This is a genomic window from Pantoea sp. SGAir0175 (assembly GCF_043547855.1).
Map to the genome: position 1 here is coordinate 3,987,992 of NZ_CP028081.1, position 16,401 is coordinate 4,004,392.

17 protein-coding genes are annotated in these 16,401 nt (G+C 57.7%); 9 read left to right on the top strand and 8 right to left on the bottom strand.

Annotated elements, in window-relative coordinates; genetic code table 11:
• Positions 1-24 precede the first annotated feature (24 nt).
• Positions 25-264 (bottom strand): cell division protein ZapB, encoded by a 240-nt coding sequence (gene zapB, locus C1N56_RS18590; RefSeq protein WP_021507038.1) that lies wholly within the window; start codon positions 262-264, stop codon positions 25-27.
• A 416-nt stretch (positions 265-680) separates the two neighbouring features.
• Between zapB and C1N56_RS18595 the strand changes: the two genes are divergently transcribed.
• The 3 genes from C1N56_RS18595 (at position 681) to glpX (ending at position 4,176) form a co-directional block, all read left to right on the top strand.
• A complete protein-coding gene (locus C1N56_RS18595; protein ID WP_021507039.1) occupies positions 681-1,529 on the top strand; it encodes an MIP/aquaporin family protein in 849 nt (282 codons plus the stop codon).
• 29 nt (positions 1,530-1,558) lie between these two features.
• On the top strand, positions 1,559-3,070 hold the full coding sequence (gene glpK / locus C1N56_RS18600; protein WP_021507040.1) for a glycerol kinase GlpK: 1,512 nt from the start codon (positions 1,559-1,561) through the stop codon (positions 3,068-3,070).
• A 95-nt stretch (positions 3,071-3,165) separates the two neighbouring features.
• Positions 3,166-4,176 (top strand): class II fructose-bisphosphatase, encoded by a 1,011-nt coding sequence (gene glpX / locus C1N56_RS18605; RefSeq protein ID WP_021507041.1) that lies wholly within the window; start codon positions 3,166-3,168, stop codon positions 4,174-4,176.
• Here the strand turns inward: glpX and emrD are convergent.
• Positions 4,166-5,359: a multidrug efflux MFS transporter EmrD gene (gene emrD, locus C1N56_RS18610; protein ID WP_282955004.1), complete on the bottom strand. Its 1,194-nt coding sequence runs from the start codon at positions 5,357-5,359 to the stop codon at positions 4,166-4,168. The genes glpX and emrD overlap by 11 nt on opposite strands.
• A 291-nt stretch (positions 5,360-5,650) precedes the next feature.
• Between emrD and fpr the strand changes: the two genes are divergently transcribed.
• The 3 genes from fpr (at position 5,651) to tpiA (ending at position 7,982) form a co-directional block, all read left to right on the top strand.
• Positions 5,651-6,397 (top strand): ferredoxin--NADP(+) reductase, encoded by a 747-nt coding sequence (gene fpr, locus C1N56_RS18615; RefSeq protein ID WP_309785634.1) that lies wholly within the window; start codon positions 5,651-5,653, stop codon positions 6,395-6,397.
• 105 nt (positions 6,398-6,502) lie between these two features.
• On the top strand, positions 6,503-7,093 hold the full coding sequence (locus C1N56_RS18620; protein WP_058771031.1) for a YiiQ family protein: 591 nt from the start codon (positions 6,503-6,505) through the stop codon (positions 7,091-7,093).
• A 121-nt stretch (positions 7,094-7,214) separates the two neighbouring features.
• On the top strand, positions 7,215-7,982 hold the full coding sequence (gene tpiA / locus C1N56_RS18625; protein WP_031279624.1) for a triose-phosphate isomerase: 768 nt from the start codon (positions 7,215-7,217) through the stop codon (positions 7,980-7,982).
• A gap of 67 nt (positions 7,983-8,049) precedes the next feature.
• Here tpiA and C1N56_RS18630 read toward each other — a convergent pair whose 3' ends face one another.
• From C1N56_RS18630 to cpxP, 5 genes are all read right to left on the bottom strand, one after another.
• Positions 8,050-8,805, bottom strand: coding sequence for a CDP-diacylglycerol diphosphatase (locus C1N56_RS18630; protein WP_394516959.1), 756 nt, complete (start codon positions 8,803-8,805; stop codon positions 8,050-8,052).
• A 127-nt stretch (positions 8,806-8,932) separates the two neighbouring features.
• On the bottom strand, positions 8,933-9,922 hold the full coding sequence (locus C1N56_RS18635) for a sulfate ABC transporter substrate-binding protein (RefSeq protein WP_021507046.1): 990 nt from the start codon (positions 9,920-9,922) through the stop codon (positions 8,933-8,935).
• 147 nt (positions 9,923-10,069) lie between these two features.
• Entirely contained in the window at positions 10,070-11,032 is a 963-nt protein-coding gene (gene pfkA / locus C1N56_RS18640) for a 6-phosphofructokinase (RefSeq protein ID WP_021507047.1), read from the bottom strand.
• 207 nt (positions 11,033-11,239) lie between these two features.
• Entirely contained in the window at positions 11,240-12,142 is a 903-nt protein-coding gene (gene fieF / locus C1N56_RS18645; RefSeq protein ID WP_058775485.1) for a CDF family cation-efflux transporter FieF, read from the bottom strand.
• Positions 12,143-12,336: 194 nt separating this feature from the next.
• The gene (gene cpxP, locus C1N56_RS18650) at positions 12,337-12,849 is read right to left on the bottom strand and encodes a cell-envelope stress modulator CpxP (RefSeq protein WP_021507049.1); all 513 of its coding nucleotides are present in this window, start codon (positions 12,847-12,849) and stop codon (positions 12,337-12,339) included.
• Positions 12,850-12,999: 150 nt separating this feature from the next.
• On the opposite strand from cpxP, the gene cpxR reads away from it, so the two are divergent.
• From cpxR to trmL, 3 genes are read left to right on the top strand one after another with little or no spacing between them, the layout of a single operon-like run.
• On the top strand, positions 13,000-13,698 hold the full coding sequence (gene cpxR / locus C1N56_RS18655; protein ID WP_007885339.1) for an envelope stress response regulator transcription factor CpxR: 699 nt from the start codon (positions 13,000-13,002) through the stop codon (positions 13,696-13,698).
• The gene (cpxA, locus tag C1N56_RS18660) at positions 13,695-15,071 is read left to right on the top strand and encodes an envelope stress sensor histidine kinase CpxA (RefSeq protein ID WP_031279625.1); all 1,377 of its coding nucleotides are present in this window, start codon (positions 13,695-13,697) and stop codon (positions 15,069-15,071) included. Before cpxR ends, cpxA begins: the two co-directional genes overlap by 4 nt.
• A gap of 35 nt (positions 15,072-15,106) precedes the next feature.
• Positions 15,107-15,580 carry a tRNA (uridine(34)/cytosine(34)/5-carboxymethylaminomethyluridine(34)-2'-O)-methyltransferase TrmL gene (trmL, locus tag C1N56_RS18665; RefSeq protein ID WP_021507051.1) on the top strand — a complete coding sequence of 158 codons (474 nt, stop codon included), beginning with the start codon at positions 15,107-15,109 and terminating at the stop codon, positions 15,578-15,580.
• Here trmL and cysE read toward each other — a convergent pair.
• Complete coding sequence (gene cysE, locus C1N56_RS18670; RefSeq protein ID WP_021507052.1) at positions 15,577-16,392, bottom strand: serine O-acetyltransferase; 816 nt, start codon at positions 16,390-16,392, stop codon at positions 15,577-15,579. The two genes, trmL and cysE, sit on opposite strands and share 4 nt — an antisense overlap.
• Positions 16,393-16,401: the final 9 nt, after the last annotated feature.

Below are 16,401 nucleotides of genomic sequence, written 5' to 3' on the forward strand. Positions count from 1 at the left end.
ACCCGTTGGTTTAAGCGCTGAGGCTTAAACTTCTTCCATTTTTCCCAGCAGTGCACGCAGGCGCTCCTGCCATACATGCTGCTCTTCTTTCAGGTGCTGATTTTCACGCGCCAGCGCTTCGTGATTGCCGGATGCCTGGCTCATTTCGTTTTTCAGGTTATTGTTCTGCTCTTTCAGCTCTTCAATTTCCATCTGCAGCAGGGTGATGGTATCAATCGCCTGCTGTACTTTCGCTTCCAGTTTCTCGAATACTTCAAATGACATCTTTCTGACCTCTCCTAAATCGTGCAAGGCGTTGATAGACCGGGCGTGCCTTAAAATAGTGCGTCCAGCCACGATGTCCCGATTGTATGTAGCCACACCCGGCAAGTCCAGCAGCACAAGGCCTGCGAGGGAAGTCTGTAACACTTTTCAGTTTATACCTGGAAAACGCGCAACTTCGCGCATTTTGCGCGCGGTCACACGCGCAGGGTGCAGCGCAGCGGGGGTTTTTGGCCCTAAACACAGGCAAAAGACGCGAAAACGCGCATTTTTATGACACGGCACACAAAATTCGATTTCGCTATTTCTCGTTTATGCTCGTTAACGATAAATTCACATCAACCCTACATTAGAGCTGGGCGACTCAAGGATTGAGAACAAAAACTGATAAAATTTAACCTCGCTTCAGGAATTCCATTATGAGTCAGACAACGAACACACTCAAAGGTCAGTGCATCGCCGAGTTTCTCGGTACCGGTTTGATCATCTTTTTTGGTGCCGGCTGTGTGGCGGCGCTGAAGCTGGCCGGTGCCGCATTCGGCCAGTGGGAAATTTGTATCATCTGGGGTCTTGCTGTCTCCATGGCGGTTTATCTGAGCGCAGGCGTATCCGGCGCTCATCTCAATCCGGCAGTCACGGTTGCCCTGTGCCTGTTCGCCAACTTCGAAGGCCGCAAAGTTTTACCTTATATTGTGTCGCAAATCGCTGGCGCGTTCTGTGCGGCGGCGCTGGTCTACGGTCTTTACTACAATCTGTTCTTTGATTACGAAGCCAGCCACCAGATGGTACGCGGCAGCGTGCAGAGCCTCGATCTGGCCGGTATCTTCTCCACCTATCCGAACCCGCACATCACCGTGGCGCAGGCGTTCCTGGTGGAAATGGTAATTACCGCCGTGCTGATGGCGGTGATCATGGCGCTGACCGACGACGGCAACGGCGTACCGCGTGGCCCACTGGCGCCGCTGCTGATTGGTCTGCTGGTGGCGGTGATTGGCGGTTCCATGGGTCCGCTGACCGGCTTCGCCCTGAACCCGGCGCGTGACTTCGGTCCGAAGCTGTTCGCCTTCTTCGCGGGCTGGGGTAACGTGGCGTTCACCGGTGGTAAAGATATTCCTTACTTCCTGGTGCCAATTTTTGGCCCGCTGGTCGGTGCCTGCCTCGGAGCCTTCGGTTACCGTGCGCTGATTGGCCGTCACCTGCCGGGCAACCTTGCAGAAACCAGTAAAACAGAAAAACCGGTCGCGCGCGCTGAGCAGCGTAAAGCGTAAGTTTCATCGTTAATCATCAGGAAACCATAATGACTACGACTGATAAAAAATATATTGTCGCGCTCGATCAGGGCACAACCAGCTCACGTGCCGTGGTGCTCGATCATGACGCCAACATCGTCGCCGTCTCACAGCGCGAATTCACCCAGATCTACCCGAAAGCCGGCTGGGTTGAGCACGATCCGATGGACATCTGGGCCTCACAGAGTTCCACGCTGGTGGAAGTGCTGGCACACGCTGATATCCGTTCTGACCAGATCGCCGCCATCGGTATCACCAACCAGCGTGAAACCGCGATTGTCTGGGACAAAGAGACCGGCAAACCGATTTACAACGCCATCGTCTGGCAGGATCCGCGTACCGCCGACTACTGTAACAAGCTGAAGAAAGAGGGTCTGGAAGAGTACATCCAGCACACCACCGGTCTGGTGATTAACCCGTACTTCTCCGGCACCAAGGTGAAATGGATTCTCGACCATGTGGAAGGCGCGCGCGAGCGGGCAAAACGCGGCGAACTGCTGTTCGGCACCGTCGACACCTGGCTGGTGTGGAAAATGACCCAGGGCCGCGTGCACATCACCGATCACACCAACGCATCGCGTACCATGATGTACAACATCCACAAGCTGGAGTGGGATGCGCGCATGCTGGAGATTCTGGATATTCCGCGTGAAATGCTGCCGGAAGTGAAAGGATCGTCCGAAATCTACGGCCAGACCAACATTGGTGGTAAGGGCGGCACGCGTATTCCTATCGCCGGTATCGCCGGTGACCAGCAGGCTGCGCTGTATGGTCAGCTGTGTGTGCAGCCTGGTATGGCGAAAAACACCTACGGCACCGGCTGCTTTATGCTGATGAACACCGGTACCGAAGCGGTTACCTCGACTCACGGTCTGCTGACCACCATCGCCTGCGGTCCACGTGGCGAAGTGAACTACGCGCTGGAAGGTGCCGTGTTCATCGGTGGTGCGTCCATTCAGTGGCTGCGCGATGAGATGAAGCTGATCAGCGATGCGGGCGACTCCGAATACTTCGCGATGAAAGTCAAAGACACCAACGGCGTGTACATGGTGCCGGCCTTTACCGGTCTCGGCGCACCGTACTGGGACCCGTATGCGCGCGGCGCAATCTTCGGTCTGACCCGTGGTGCCAACGCCAACCACATCATTCGCGCCACGCTGGAGTCCATCGCTTACCAGACGCGTGATGTGCTGGAAGCAATGCAGAACGATGCCGATACCCGCCTGCAGTCGCTGCGCGTGGATGGCGGTGCGGTGGCCAACAACTTCCTGATGCAGTTCCAGTCCGATATTCTCGGGACGCGCGTGGAGCGTCCGGAAGTGCGCGAAGTGACCGCGCTGGGTGCGGCTTACCTCGCCGGTCTGGCGGTCGGCTTCTGGAACGATCTGGAAGAAGTTCGTGCTAAAGCCGTGGTGGAACGCGAATTCCGTCCAAGCATTGAAACCACCGAACGCAACGTACGCTATGCCGGCTGGAAAAAAGCCGTGGCACGCGCCCAGGCGTGGGAAGAAGAAGAGTAACACTGTGCTGACCCGCGGCGCCCTGCCGCGGGTTTTTCCCGTCCCCCTGCCCCGCTGTGCTACACTGCCCGCCTGTTTTTTGTCAGGTGCAGACCATGAAACGAGAACTCGCGATTGAATTTTCCCGTGTGACCGAAGCCGCTGCGTTAGCGGGCTATCACTGGTTAGGACGCGGCGACAAGAATGCCGCTGACGGCGCCGCCGTCAACGCTATGCGCATTATGCTCAACACCATCAACATCGACGGCCAGATCGTGATTGGCGAAGGCGAAATCGACGAAGCACCGATGCTCTACATTGGTGAGAAAGTCGGTACCGGCCACGGCGATGCAGTGGACATTGCAGTTGATCCTATCGAAGGCACGCGTATGACTGCGATGGGCCAGGCCAACGCGCTGGCGGTGCTGGCGGTGGGCGATAAAGGCAGCTTCCTGCACGCACCTGATATGTATATGGAAAAGCTGATTGTCGGTCCGGGCGCGCGCGGCGCTATCGATCTCAACCTGCCGCTCGCCACCAATCTGCAGGCGATTGCGCAGGCGCTCAATAAACCGCTCAGCCAGCTGACGGTGTCGATTCTTGCTAAACCGCGTCACGATGCGGTCATTGCGCAGCTGCAGCAGCTGGGCGTGCGCGTGTTTGCTTTTCCGGACGGCGATGTCGCGGCCTCGATTCTTACCTGCATGCCGGACAGCGAAGTGGACGTGCTGTATGGCATCGGCGGCGCGCCGGAAGGCGTGGTGTCAGCGGCGGTGATCCGCGCCATGGATGGCGACATGCAGGCGCGCCTGCTGGCTCGTCATCAGGTCAAAGGGGATTCGGCCGAAAACCGCCGTCTGGGTGAGCAGGAGCTGGCGCGCTGTGCCGAAATGGGTATCAACGCCGGGGAAGTGCTGACGCTGCAACAGATGGCGCGTAACGATAACGTGATTTTCGCGGCGACCGGCATCACCACGGGCGATCTGCTAAAGGGCATCACGCGCCAGGGCAATATCGCCACCAGCGAAACGCTGCTGGTGCGCGGTAAATCGCGCACCATTCGCCGCATTCAGTCGATCCACTATCTGGACCGCAAAGACGCGGCACTGCACCCTTTTATCCTGTAACCGTCTGTTTGCCGCTCTCCGGATGACGCGAGAGCGGCCACCAGCACAGCAGCATCACCAGCGACGTCACAAACATCAGCATGCCGAGGCTCGACTGATCGTGCTGCGGCAGCAGCGCAGAGAGCCACGCCACCACGCCGGAACCCAGATTCTGCAGCCCCCCAATCAGCGCACCGGCACTGCCGGCCAGCCACGCGTAGGGCTCCATCGCGCCAGAAGTTGCCAGCGGAAACAGCATGCCCGCGCCGAAGAAGAACAGCGCGGCCGGTACCAGCAGCGTCCAGATAGTCATCACGCCAAACCACGCCGGCAGCCACATCAGCAGGCCCGCCAGCAGGCAGCTGTTCACGCCATACCACATCAGCGTATGCCAGGATTTCTGCTCGCGGCCGGCAAACCAGGCGCCGAAAAAGGCCGCCGGAATCGGCAGGATGAACAAAATACTCACCGTCAGCCCGTCCAGCCCCAGCACGCCCGCCATCAGTACGCCACAGCTGGCCTCAAATACCGCAATGCCCGCCAGCGCGCCGATCAGCAGTAGCAGATAGCGCACAAAGTTGCCGTCGCTGAGCAGCGTGATGTAGCGGCGCAGAAACGGTGTCGCGGGCGCATCCACCGGACGGGTCTCCGGGAGCCAGCGGGCCATTGCCGCCGTTACGCCAACACACAGCAGCAGCAGGAAAGCAAAGCAGGCGTGCCAGCCAAACAGATGGGTCAGCAGCGCGCCGATTACCGGCGCCAGCAGCGGGCTGACCAGAATGCCCATGTTGAGCAGGCTGTTGGCCTGGCGCAGCGCAATGCCGGAGTAAAGATCGCGCGGCATGGTGCGCGCCATCACGCCAGCCACGCCGGTACCCAGTCCCTGCACCGCACTGCCCAGCACCAGCACACTCAGCGACGGCGCAAACAGGGCGATCAGCGCGCCCGCCGCGAAGATCGACATTCCCGAGAGGATCACCGGACGCCGGCCAATACTGTCCGACAGCGGCCCGTAGATCAGCTGCGATCCGCCGTAGGTCATCAGATAGGCCGCCATCACCTGCTGCATGGCGCCGCTGCGTACGTTAAGCGCCTCTGCCATGTTCGCCATGGCGGGCACATAGATGGTCTGCGCCATCTGCCCGACCGCCACCAGCACAATCAGCATGAACAGCAGGAAGCGGTTTTGCGTATTACTCATCATCATGGAACAAAATGTCTGCCTGAGAAACAAAGTAATGACAGCACTAAACAGGGCTGCCGGAGAGTTATGGCGGCAAAAATATCAGGAATTGCGCACAAAGCGAGAGGCGGGCGTAAAGAGGCAGCACAGGCACCGTCAAGCTTCTGTACCAGGCTGTAACGTGGCCGCTACAGTTGCTGATGTGTGCGGACGATTTGTCGCAGAGAGCCCTTTGACCGCTGCGGGGCTGGAAATCTGGTGCCGGGCTGACGAAGATAGAAAGAGACCAATTATCAATCATCAGGAGCGAACATGGCAGAGTGGGTCAATGCAGAAGTAAAAGAAGTGAAAAACTGGACCGACGCACTGTTCAGCCTGCGCGTCACGGCGCCCATCGACCCTTTTACCGCCGGCCAGTTTGCCAAGCTGGCGCTGGAAGTCGACGGCGAGCGCGTGCAGCGCGCCTACTCCTACGTCAACGCGCCGCAGGATCCGCTGCTGGAGTTCTATCTGGTAACGGTGCCGGAAGGGAAGCTCAGCCCGAGTTTGCAGGCGCTGCAGCCCGGCGATCGGGTGATGGTGACCAAAGAGGCGGCCGGTTTCTTTGTGCTGGATGAGATCCCCGACTGCCAGACGCTGTGGATGCTGGCGACCGGCACGGCGATCGGCCCGTATCTGTCGATTTTGCAACAGGGCGAAGGGCTGGAGCGCTTCGACAACATTGTGCTGGTGCACGCTGCGCGCTATGCCGCCGACCTGAGTTTTCTGCCGCTGATGCAGCAGCTACAGCAGCGTTATCAGGGCAAACTGCACATTCAGACGGTGGTCAGCCGCGAACAGATGCCCGGTTCACTGCATGGCCGCGTACCGCAGCTGATCGAGAGCGGAGAACTGGAAAATGCCGTGGGCCTGCCGATGCTCGCCGATACCAGCCACGTGATGCTGTGCGGTAATCCGCAGATGGTGCGCGATACCCAGCAATTGCTGAAAGAGACCCGCGATATGCGTAAGCATTTCAAACGTAAACCCGGCCACATGACCAGCGAGCATTACTGGTAATCGTGCCGGCAGCAAAATGTCAGATTTTTCCCGGCGCGGGTTTTGACTTTCAGCGGTAAAAACCGTTCTAATCGTGGGCTAAGTGAATGATTTAGGGCCGAAGCAATGAAGAATCTGCCAGTCGCGCTGCTGCTCAGCGTCGCACTGACATTTCCCGCCTGGGCGGAGGACGCGCCCGCGCAGGATCGCAACGATCACCTGCCTGCGGCGCCGTATCTGCTGGCGGGTGCGCCCACCTTTGATATGACCATCGCGCAGTTCCGCGAAAAGTACAACGCTGCCAATCCTGACCTGCCGCTGCAGGAGTATCGCGCCATCGACAACCGCGATGACAAGAGCCACCTGACTCGTGCCGCCAGCAAAATCAGCGAAACGCTGTATGCCTCTACCGCGCTGGAACAGGGCACCGGCAAGATTAAAACGCTGCAGATTACCTGGCTGCCGGTGCCGGGCCCGGATATGAAAGCGGCACAGACGCGCGCCATGGATTACATGACTGCGCTACTGCGCTTTTTTGTGCCCGGTTTGTCAGCGGAAGAGGGACACAAGAAGCTCGACGGCCTGCTCAGCGCCGGCAAGGGTGCACGCTATTTTTCCCGCACCGAAGGTGCACTGCGCTTTGTGGTTGCAGACAACGGCGACAAGGGGCTGACCTTCGCCGTTGAGCCCATCAAACTGGCGCTCGCTAGCCCCTGATCTCCCCGGCAAAAATGACGAAAAGCAAAGCCAGCGCCCCATTTGATCTCTATACTGTCTGGCAGACATCGCTGCCCCGATGGCAGCGCTATTTCATGAATCGCGTTATGCGGAGGAAAGAATGCGACATCCACTGGTTATGGGTAACTGGAAACTGAATGGCAGCAAGCACATGGCGGGCGAGCTGATTGAAGGCCTGCGCAAAGAGCTGTCAGGTGTGGAAGGCTGCGGTGTGGCGATTGCTCCGCCGGCGATCTATCTGGATCAGGCTAAACACGCCATTTCCGGCAGCCACATTGCGCTGGGTGCGCAGAACGTTGACGTGAACCTGTCTGGCGCTTTCACCGGTGAAACCTCTGCCGAGATGCTGAAAGACATCGGCGCGAAATACATCATCATCGGCCACTCTGAGCGCCGCACCTACCATAAAGAGAGCGACGAGTTCATCGCGAAGAAATTCGCCGTGCTGAAGGCCGCAGGCCTGGTACCGGTGCTGTGCATCGGTGAGACCGAAGCCGAGAACGAAGCCGGCAAAACTGAAGAAGTGTGCGCACGTCAGATCGACGCCGTGCTGGAAACTCAGGGTGCAGCGGCCTTCGAAGGCGCGGTTATCGCCTATGAGCCAGTCTGGGCCATCGGTACCGGCAAATCAGCGACCCCTGCGCAGGCGCAGGCAGTACACAAATTCATTCGTGATCACATCGCGAAGAAAGATGCCGCTATCGCTGAGCAGGTAATCATTCAGTACGGCGGTTCGGTTAACGACAAAAACGCCGCAGAACTGTTCACTCAGCCGGACATCGATGGCGCGCTGGTGGGCGGTGCATCTCTGAAAGCCGACGCTTTCGCGGTGATCGTCAAAGCCGCTGCAGCAGCGAAAAACGCGTAAGTTTCTCACGCAGAGAAAGGCGGCTGATGAGCCGCCTTTTTTATTGCCTGATCGGTCGCGACGCGACTTACTCCAGCAAACGGCACTGGTGATCCTGCAGTTCTTCCGCCGAACCGCGATTCAGCTTGAGCCAGTTGCGCTCCAGCGCCAGCAGCGCCAGGCGTCCATCCGGCAGCTGGGCCAGCGCCAGCCCGTATTTGCCCATCTCACCGCGCGCATGCGGCACCTCCTCTGCAAGCCGGATAAACACGCTCTGCTGCGCCAGTTCGGCGGTGCTCAGCGTGCGAATCAGCCAGGTATGCCGCAGCAGCGTTGCCGTCTGCCACTGCGAATTCAGCTTCGGTGCCAGCGTATCCAGCTGCTGGCGCACATCCGGTCGCAGGCAGGAGATATGAATGTGCAGCTGATTCTGCGTACGACCATACTGCGCGTTGATGGCCAGCGACAGCACACGGTCGTCGACAGGCGCACCGCGTTTCTGCGCCAGCAGGCGGCGCTGCTGCCAGGCGGCAGCAAACAGGTTCGGCGTAGTGGGTTCGAGAAGGATTGGGCTCTCCATGCCGGTGATTTTTGCTATCGGCATCAGCAGATATTGCAGCGGGCCATTCAGATCTTTGAGCGTAACGTAACCCTGCGCCAGATTGACCTGCTGACAGGGGGCAGGATTACCGCGTTGCGTCATGTCCGGTACGCACTTTTCGCTGACAATCTGCCACAGCGCGTCGGCGTTTTTATGCAAATGCAGCGCACCGGCGATCAGCCCGGCAATCAGAAGGATGAACGCGATAATCAGCAACGTAACACTACGGCGGCGCGCCTGCATGGCCAGATCCTCTGTGATGAGCTGTCAGCATCCTCACCTGTCGCCAGCGTAAAGTCACGGTTTTTTCCGCGCCGTAAAGCAAAACGGCCAGCGCAGGGCTGACCGTTTCGTCATGATGAAAACGCGCTTACGGTTTCATGACCTGATCGTAGCTGCCGCCGTCGGCAAAGTGTGCTTTCTGCGCTTTGCTCCAGCCGCCAAACTTGTCATCGATGGTGAACAGCTTAACCGGCGCGAAGCTGCTGGCAAACTTCTTCGCCACCTCAGGATCGCGCGGGCGATAGAAGTTTTGCGCCGCGATGGTCTGGCCTTCCGGTGAGTAGAGATATTTCAGGTACTCTTCCGCCACCTTACGCGTGCCCTGCTCATCCACCACTTTATCGACCACGGAGACCGTTGGTTCGGCGAGGATCGATTCGCTCGGCGTAACGATTTCAAACTTGTCTTTGCCCAGCTTATCAACGGCCAGATAGGCTTCGTTTTCCCATGCAATCAGCACATCACCGATACCGCGCTCAACGAAGGTGTTGGTCGCGCCACGTGCACCGGAATCCTGCACTTCAACGTTTTTGAACAGCGCCCGGACGTAAGCCAGCGCTTTGGCCTGGTCACCGTGGTTCTGGTCCAGCGCCCAGCCCCAGGCCGCCAGATAGTTCCAGCGTGCGCCGCCGGAGGTTTTCGGATTTGGCGTGATCACGGAAACGCCTGGCTTAATCAGATCTGGCCAGTCATGAATGCCTTTAGGATTGCCTTTGCGTACCAGGAACACGATGGTGGAAGTATAAGGTGCCGAGTTGTCCGGCAGACGCTTGATCCAGTTTTTATCGATACGACCACGGTCAGCAATAGCATCCACGTCGGACTGCAGCGCCAGCGTCACCACATCTGCGCGGATGCCATTGATCACGGACGTCGCCTGCTTACCCGAACCGCCGTGCGACTGGCGGATCACCACGTTATCGCCGGTTTCCTGCTTGTAGTGCGCGCTAAAAGCTTTGTTGTACTGCTCGTACAGCTCACGGGTTGGATCGTAAGAGACGTTTAACAGCTGAATATCCTTTGCCAGAACACTGGTTGAAGCCAGTAACAGGGTGACACCAATACTCCACTTGTTCATTGCTTGCTCTCCCGAGGTCGTTATAGAACAAGACTGACACAAAGCAATCCATGGATTAAAGAATTAAAAATAAGCTGTTATAACTATGGAGAATATAGCAAGGCATAAAAAAGGGCGCGAAAGCGATCGCGCCCGATTTATCGTTGATTAGTAGAGTTTTTTCGCGGTATCCAGCCAGTCGCGCTTGAACGGACGCTTCATGTTTTCGATAGCGTCGATGATGTCATGATGCACCATCTTCTCGTTCTGAATACCCACGCAGCGACCGCCGTAGCCCTGCAGCAGCAGCTCAATTGAATAAGCGCCCATGCGTGATGCCAGAATGCGGTCGTAAGCGCATGGCGCACCGCCGCGCTGGATGTGGCCGAGCACGGTGGCACGGGTTTCACGCTTGGTTTCCGCTTCAATAAAGTGCGCCAGATCGTCGATGTCACAGATATGTTCGGTGATCGCCACGATGGCGTGTTTTTTACCTTTCGCAATGCCAGCCTGGATTTCTGCCACCAGCTCTTCGCGCGTGTAAGGGATTTCAGGCAGCACGATGAACTCACAACCACCGGCGATGGCCGCCGCTAAGGTCAGGTCACCGCAGTAGCGGCCCATCACTTCTACGATGGAAATACGCTGATGCGAAGAAGAGGTATCGCGCAGACGGTCAATCGCTTCAACCACGGTTTCCAGCGCGGTGAAATAACCGATGGTGTAATCGGTACCGGCGACGTCGTTATCGATGGTGCCCGGCAGGCCAATGCACGGGAAACCCATTTCGGTCAGGCGTTTGGCACCCATGTAAGAACCGTCACCGCCAATCACCACCAGCGCATCAATGCCGCGCTTTTTCATGTTTTCGATCGCGACCTGACGCACTTCTTCGTTGCGGAACTCCGGGAAACGCGCCGAGCCGAGGAAGGTGCCGCCGCGGTTAATCATGTCCGACACGCTGTAGCGGTCGAGGTTGATCATGCGGTCTTCGTACAAACCCAGATAGCCGTCATAGATACCAAAAACTTCAAGGCCTTCACTCAGCGCGGAACGGACAACTCCGCGAATGGCTGCGTTCATGCCTGGGGCGTCGCCGCCGCTGGTCAGTACTCCGATTTTTTTGATCATGACAACCTCTGGATTGTTCAAAACTAAGGATTATTCCTGCCTGTCGACCGGTGTGGACCAGCTCGCGATCGCACGGCTTAATAGTTGCAGATAGTATATCAAAGGCTTGATGCTGAATTGATTCAGGTCAGACAAGTTTTCGCTAATTTTTTACAGAGTTGTTAGCGTTACGTCATTTTTTTCACGCAATACTATGTTTTATAACGGCTAAAACTGAAAAAAACCCTGCTGATTTTGCGGCACAACAGAACAGGGGTCCTGATGAATAATCACATCTGAGCCGGGAAATTTTTGCCGTAATGCCTGCTCAATTTGATCGGCCACCTGATGCGCCTGCACCAGCGGGAGATGATCGTCCATCTCCAGATGAAGCTGAATAAACCGCGTCGGGCCAGACTGCCGCGTACGTAACGCATGGGCACCGCGTACGCCGGGCCAGTGGCTTACCAGCGCGATAATCGCCTGTTTTTCCTGCTCCGGCAACGCACGATCGAGCAGCGACTGCACCGCTTCATAGCCCATGCGCAGCGCGTTATAGAGGATATATACGCCGATGCCGAGCGCAAACAGCGCATCCGCACGCTTGAAACCATAACTGCTTAAGCCCAGCGCCACCAGAATGGCACCGTTCATCACCACATCCGACTGATAATGCAGCATGTCCGCGCGTATCGCCTGGCTGCGGGTACGCCGCACCACCCAGCGTTGGAAAGCGACCAGCACCAGCGTGGAGCTGAGGGCGATTAGCGTCACGACTACGCCCACCAGCGGCGCGCGCAGCGTTTCCGGTGTGGCCAGATGCTGCAGCCCGGTAAGAAACAAAAACAGCGCCGATCCGGAGATAAACATGCTTTGCGCCAGTGCCGCCAGCGATTCCGCTTTACCGTGACCAAAGGTGTGATCGTCATCGGCAGGCTGCAATGAATAGCGCACCACCAGCAGATTGGTCAGTGACGCGGCGATATCGACCAGCGAATCCACCAGCGCCGCCAGCACGCTGACCGAACCGGTGTACCACCAGGCGAAAATTTTCACGATCAGCAACAGCGTTGCCAGCGTGGTCGCCGCCAGCGCCGCGCGGTTTACCAGTTTTGCGTAGGAAGGTTCCATACCTTGCCTCGTCAGGCGCTGCAGCACGCCATGCAGTGGAAAATGGCTCAAGTTTATCACCGTCCCGTGCAGACTGCGTGACAGGATAGCGAAACGGATGCAATTTGCCCGCGAATTCAGGGCAAAAAAAACCCCGCCATCATGGCGGGGAAGACAGGGATGGTGTCTATGGCAAGGAAAACAGGGATACTATGTTACTGGTTACTGCTGGTACTACTCACTGCTTGCAGCGGTGATGATGGCTGCAATCCGGAGAGCCGACGCGCTTCATTCAGGCGCCGCTCAAAATTCTTCTGCAATGTCGCTTGCTGTGCAGGCGTTAGCAGGTGATACATCTGATTACGAACCCGGGCCATCTCGATTTGCAGTTCTACCTGCTCGCGGGCCTGTTTCTCTGCCTGCTGGCGGATAGCCGATTCGTTAAATTTGTCTGCAATGACAAGGTCATGCATAGTTTCTATGTCCTGAACGCTTAACACCGGGCGTTCATGGCGCGCTTGCTGCATCAGATCGCGCATCTGTTGCCGCTGTTGTTCAGTCAGCTCAATGCCATCGAACATGTGGCTTTGCGGATTTTGCGTCATACTGCCTGTCGTCAATCCGCCGTTATGATGCATCTCGTCAATCGTCGTCGTGTCTGCTGCTTCTGCGCTGGCGTGACTGAGAACCATCGCTGAGGCAAAGACGACGGCGGTTAAGTAGCGCATCGTTTACTCCCGGTTCGTTCCGTTTTGCGATTCAACGAGAGCTAGTGTACGGCGACAGCTGCAAACATCCGTCAGGGGGTGTAAAACTACGTAAAGCGTTGGATTGCCACTATAGGAACACGGTATTTTGCCTGCGGAGGGCAACAAAAAATGAATAAAATCCTGTTGGTTGATGACGACCGCGAATTGACTTCGCTGCTTAAAGAACTGCTTGAAATGGAAGGTTTTGAGGTGATTGTCGCCAGCGATGGCGAGCAGGCGCTCAATCTGCTGGACAACACCGTCGACCTGCTTTTGCTCGATGTCATGATGCCGAAGAAGAACGGTATCGACACGTTAAAAGAGCTACGCCAGCAACATCAAACCCCTGTCATCATGCTGACCGCCCGCGGTAGCGAGCTGGACCGCGTTCTGGGCCTGGAACTGGGCGCGGATGACTATCTGCCAAAGCCGTTCAACGATCGCGAACTGGTGGCGCGTATCCGTGCGATTCTGCGCCGTTCCAACTGGAGCGAACAGCAGCAACAGCACGATAACAGCTCACCGACGCTGGAAGTGGATTGCCTGCGCCTGAATCCGGGCCGTCAGGAAGCCAGCTTCGACAGCGAAACGCTGGATCTCACCGGCACCGAGTTCACCCTGCTCTACTTACTGGCGCAGCATCTTGGCCAGGTGGTGTCACGCGAGCATCTCAGCCAGGAAGTGCTGGGCAAGCGCCTGACGCCGTTTGACCGCGCTATTGATATGCACATCTCTAACCTGCGTCGTAAGCTGCCGGAACGTCGTGATGGTCATCCGTGGTTCAAAACTCTGCGCGGACGCGGCTATCTGATGGTTTCGGCATCATGATTGGAAGTTTGACCACCCGCATCTTCGCCATCTTCTGGCTCACCCTGGCGCTGGTGTTGATGCTGGTACTGATGGTGCCCAAACTCGATTCGCGCCAGATGACCTCACTGATGGAGAGCGAACAGCGCCAGGGTACCATGATTGAGCAACACGTTGAGGCGGAGCTGTCACAGGATCCGCCCAACGACCTGATGTGGTGGCGCCGGCTGTTTCGCGCCATCGACAAATGGGCACCGCCCGGTCAGCGCCTGCTGCTGGTGACCAGCGAAGGACGGGTGATCGGTGCGCAGCACAATGAAATGCAGGTGATCCGCAACTTTATCGGCCAGTCTGATAATGCCGATCATCCGCAGAAGAAAAAGTATGGCCGCGTCGAGATGGTCGGTCCCTTCGCGGTGCGCGACGGCGAAGACAATTACCAGCTGTATCTGATCCGTCCCGCCACCAGTTCCCAGCTCGATTTCGTCAACCTGCTGTTTGACCGTCCTCTGCTGCTGCTCATCGTCACCATGTTAATCAGCTCACCGCTGCTGCTGTGGCTGGCGTGGAGCCTGGCGCGTCCGGCACGCAAACTAAAACATGCCGCGGATGAAGTGGCGAGCGGGAATTTGCGTCAGCATCCGGAACTGGAATCAGGCCCGCAGGAATTTCTTGCTGCCGGTTCCAGTTTCAACCAGATGGTGAGCGCGCTCGAACGCATGATGACGGCACAGCAGCGTCTGCTGTCGGATATCAGCCATGAATTACGCACGCCGCTGACGCGTCTGCAGCTGGCCACTGCGCTACTCCGCCGGCGTCATGGCGAAGGCAAAGAGCTGGAGCGCATTGAGACCGAAGCGCAGCGTCTGGACGGCATGATCAACGACTTGCTGGTACTGTCGCGCACCCAGCACAAGAACGCGCTGGTGAGCGAAGCGATGAAGGCCAACCAGCTGTGGAATGGCGTGCTGGAAGATGCCAAATTCGAAGCGGAGCAGATGGGTAAAACCATGGACGTGCCGTATCCGCCCGGTCCGTGGCCGCTGTACGGTAACCCGCACGCGCTGGAAAGCGCGCTGGAGAACATTGTGCGCAACGCGCTGCGCTATTCGCACACGCACATCAGCGTTAGCTTTGCCGTGGATATTCAGGGCATTACCGTACACGTCGACGACGACGGTCCCGGCGTCAGCCCGGAAGATCGCGAGCAGATTTTCCGTCCGTTCTACCGCACCGATGAAGCGCGTGACCGTGAATCCGGCGGCACCGGGCTCGGGCTGGCGATTGTCGAAACCGCCGTGCAACAGCACCGCGGCTGGGTGAAAGCCGATGATAGCCCGTTAGGCGGTCTGCGCCTGACGCTGTGGCTGCCGCTGTACTCCGCCCGGCAATAATTTGCTATGCTGCGGCCCTCGTTTCCGGGGGCCTTATGCTAAACATCGTCTTATTTGAACCTGAAATCCCGCCAAATACCGGCAACATCATCCGCCTGTGCGCCAATACCGGCTTTCAGCTGCACCTGATTGAGCCGTTAGGCTTCGCCTGGGATGATAAACGCCTGCGCCGCGCCGGACTGGATTACCATGAATATACCGCGCTGAAAAAGCACGCCAGCTACGCCGCTTTTCTGGCGGCGGAAGCGCCACAGCGCTTATTCGCGCTGACCACCAAAGGCACACCGGCGCACAGCGCCGTCAGCTATCAGCCGGGCGACTATCTGCTGTTTGGCCCGGAGAGCCGTGGCTTACCGCCAGAAATTCTTAATGCGTTACCGGCAGAACAGAAGATCCGCATTCCGATGCGCGCGGAGAGCCGCAGCATGAACCTGTCGAATGCGGTTTCAGTGGTGGTGTATGAGGCGTGGCGCCAGCTGGATTATGCGGGCGCGCTGATCAAAGGCTAGATGCCGTCGCCGTACTCAAACCCGGCGCCGGTGAAATGCTGATCCATATCCATCGACGGTTTGTCGCTGGCTGGTTTACCGACAATGCGCGCCGGCACGCCGGCCGCCGTGGTATGGGGCGGCACCGGCTGCAACACCACCGAACCGGCACCGATTTTGGCACCGCGCCCGACTTCAATATTGCCAAGGATTTTGGCCCCCGCGCCAATCATCACCCCTTCACGGATCTTCGGATGGCGATCGCCGCTGGTTTTACCGGTACCGCCCAGCGTGACCGACTGCAGAATGGAGACGTCATTTTCCACCACAGCCGTTTCACCAATCACGATACCGGTGGCGTGATCCAGCATGATGCCGCGCCCGATGCGCGCCGCCGGATGAATATCCACGGCAAAAGAGACCGAGATTTCGTTTTGCAGATACACCGCCAGCGCGCGCCGTCCCTCTTTCCACAGCCAGTGGCCAATACGGTACGCCTGCAGCGCGTGGAAGCCCTTCAGATAGAGTAACGGCGTGGAATATTTGTCGACCGCCGGATCGCGCTGACGCACCGCCTGAATATCGTACGCGGCCGAGACAATCATCTCAGGATCCTGACGATAGGCTTCTTCAACAATTTCGCGTATGGCGATAGCGGGCATGATCGGGTTAGCGAGCTTGTTAGCCAGCATGTAGCTGAGCGCGCTGCCGAGATTTTCGTGCTTGAGCAAGGTCGCATGGTAAAAACTGGCCAGCATCGGTTCACAATCGGCCAGCGCTCTGGCTTCGGCTTTGATATGGTTCCAGACCAGTTCTAACTCTTCAGACGACATTGCTGTTTG